Origin of the sequence: Kineococcus indalonis (genome assembly GCF_009906395.1) — a bacterium.
Taxonomy (GTDB): Bacteria; Actinomycetota; Actinomycetes; order Actinomycetales; family Kineococcaceae; genus Kineococcus; species Kineococcus indalonis.
This window is the reverse complement of sequence record NZ_JAAALM010000578.1, coordinates 1-2367: the sequence shown is the minus strand read 5'-3', so window position 1 is coordinate 2367 and position 2367 is coordinate 1. Positions and strand designations below refer to the sequence as shown.

Below are 2367 nucleotides of genomic sequence, written 5' to 3'. Positions count from 1 at the left end.
TCTTCACCATCCGCGACCGCGACGACTGGAACGCCTACGAGAACGGTTTCGGGTTGACCCGTCTGGACGGCAGCGCCAAACCCGCGCTGGGCGCGTTGCGCGAGACCAACACCTGGCTGCACACGCTGCAGCCTGAAATGGACGGAAAGTCACCAGTCGCCGGGACCGCCGCCACGCGCTGACCCCGCACCGCCGACGCGGGTTCGCACATCCGGGCCGCAGCCGTGAGGATGCGCGGCAGGGCGCGTGGAACTGGGTTGCGCGTCAGGGCACGGAGCGCCGAAGAGGGGCGCAGGAGGAGGACGGGCGGGCATGTCCCACAGGAGCTCCACGACGCGGCAGGGAACCGGTGCGGGGGCGGTGACCGGTGGCTGACCCGGGGCCCCGCACGGCGCTGTTCGTCCTGCCCGCCCTGCAGCTCGGCGGCGCCGAACGCCACTCCGTGCTGCTCGCGCAGCACCTGGACCGCCAGCGCTGGAACTGCCGGGTGGTGGCCTTCCGGTCCGGGCCCTTCGAAGAGGACCTGCGGCGCTCGGGGGTCCCGGTGGACCTGGTGCCCGCCCCCGAGGGCGCGAAGGGCGTGCGCCGCACCGCCTCCGCGGTGCGCGACCTGCTGCGCCGGCACCGCCCCGCCGTCGTCAGCGCGCAGCACTTCCAGGCGGACCTGCCCGTGCGGCTGGCCCTGGCCGAGCACCGCGCGCGCGGTGGCGGCCGCACGCCCTACGTCGTCTGGAAGCACACCTACGGGCACGTCGGCCACCGCGGCACCCGGGAACGCGGCATGGAGTCGGTGCTCGGTGGCGTCGTGAGCGGTTACGCGGCGGTGTGCCACACCCAGGTCACCTACCTGCGTGAGCACCTGGGCCTGCCCACGGACAAGGTCCGCGTGGTGCAGAACAGCCTGCCGGCGGTCCCGCCGGAGGGCGGGCGCGCGGCCCTGGAGGCGGCCCTGCCCGGTGCTCCCGCCGGCGGGCCGGTCGCCGTGGTCGTGGGTGCCCTGCGCGCGGACAAGGGCCACCGGGACCTGCTGGCCGCCTGGCGGGAGGTCGTGCGGGAGGTCCCCGGGGCCCGGCTCGCCGTGGTGGGCGACGGGCCGGAGCGCGCCGGCCTGGAGGCGGCTGCGGCCGGGGTCCCGGGCGTGCACTTCCTCGGCGCCCGCGTCGACGCCCCGCTGCTGGCGTCCGGCGCCGACGTCTTCGTCCTCGCCTCCTACAACGTCGAGTGCTTCCCGTACGCCGTCCTCGAGGCGATGGCCGGCGGCATCCCGGTCGTGAGCACCGCCACGGGCGGGCTCGCGGAGATGGTCGACCACGGCGCGACGGGTCTGCTGGTGCCGCCGCGCGCTCCGCGTCAGCTCGCGTCGGCGCTGGTGGAGGTCCTGGGTTCGCCCGGGCGGGCGGCGGCCTTCGGGGCCGCCGGTCGGCGCCGGCTGGCCGAAGCCTTCCCCTTCGAGCGATGGGTCTCGGAGGTGGACGAGCTCTACGCGCAGTGGGCCGGCCCCGGCGGGGGGAGCGCGTGACCACGGCGGAGCACCCGGCCCGCTCCACCCGTCCGCCCGCGCCGTGGCGGGGCACGCACCGCCGGGAGCGCCCCGTGCTGTCCAGGGCGTGGCGGCTCGCCCGGCTGCCGCTGGCGGCGGCGGTGCTGGGTGCGCTCGCCGGTGTCGCCGCGGGTTCGGCCCTCGGTCCCAGCTGGCAGGTGGAGTCGACGGTGGCGTTCACGCCCACCTCCCAGGACCCCCTGCTGTTCGCCAACGCGAACTCCGCGGTGGCCGAGCGCGAACTGGCCGAGGCAACGTCGTTCCTCCTGTCCCAGGACGTGCTCACCACCGCCGCCCGGGCGCTGGGCAGCGGGGAGCGGTGGACGGACCTGCAGGACGCGCTGACGGCGACCCCGCAACCGGGTTCGAACGTCATCACGCTCACCGGCAGCGCCGACGACGCGGGACGGGCCACCGCCCGCGTCGAGGCCGTGACCGCGGCCTTCGCCGACAGGAGCCGCCAGCAGGTGGTCGAGGAGGCCGACCGGACGGCAGCCGCCGCGCGGGCCAGCGCGCAGGGCCTGCCCGCCTCGCAGCGGGCGGCCCTGGACGACATCGCCGCCCGTGCCGCCGTCGCCGCCCGCACGGCCGACCCGGTGCAGGTGCTCGGCACCCGACCGCCGGTGCGGACGCGTCCCGTCCCCTGGCGCGACGGCGCCACGGGAGCGGTGCTGGGTCTGATCGCCGCCTCGGCCGTGCTGGTGCTCCTCGCGGCGCGCCCCTCGCGCGTGCTGTCCGGCCGGGACGCCGGGGAACTGCTCGGGCTGCCCTGGGGGACGGTGCGGGGCGGGGAGGTGGCGCGCGGTTCGGAGGGGCAGGTCCTCGAC

The 2367-nt window shown here is 77.0% G+C and carries 3 protein-coding genes; all 3 read left to right on the top strand.

Features of this window, described 5'->3' with window-relative positions; translation table 11 throughout:
* A partial coding sequence (locus tag GTR00_RS19075) for a hypothetical protein (RefSeq protein WP_166613140.1) occupies positions 1-182 on the top strand: 182 nt, incomplete at its 5' end.
* A gap of 185 nt (positions 183-367) precedes the next feature.
* Positions 368-1519, top strand: a complete 1152-nt coding sequence (locus tag GTR00_RS19070) for a glycosyltransferase (protein WP_166613139.1) — start codon at positions 368-370, stop codon at positions 1517-1519.
* Between the two features lie 74 nt (positions 1520-1593).
* Positions 1594-2367: YveK family protein (locus GTR00_RS19065; RefSeq protein WP_205706203.1), on the top strand; the 774-nt coding region annotated here is incomplete at its 3' end.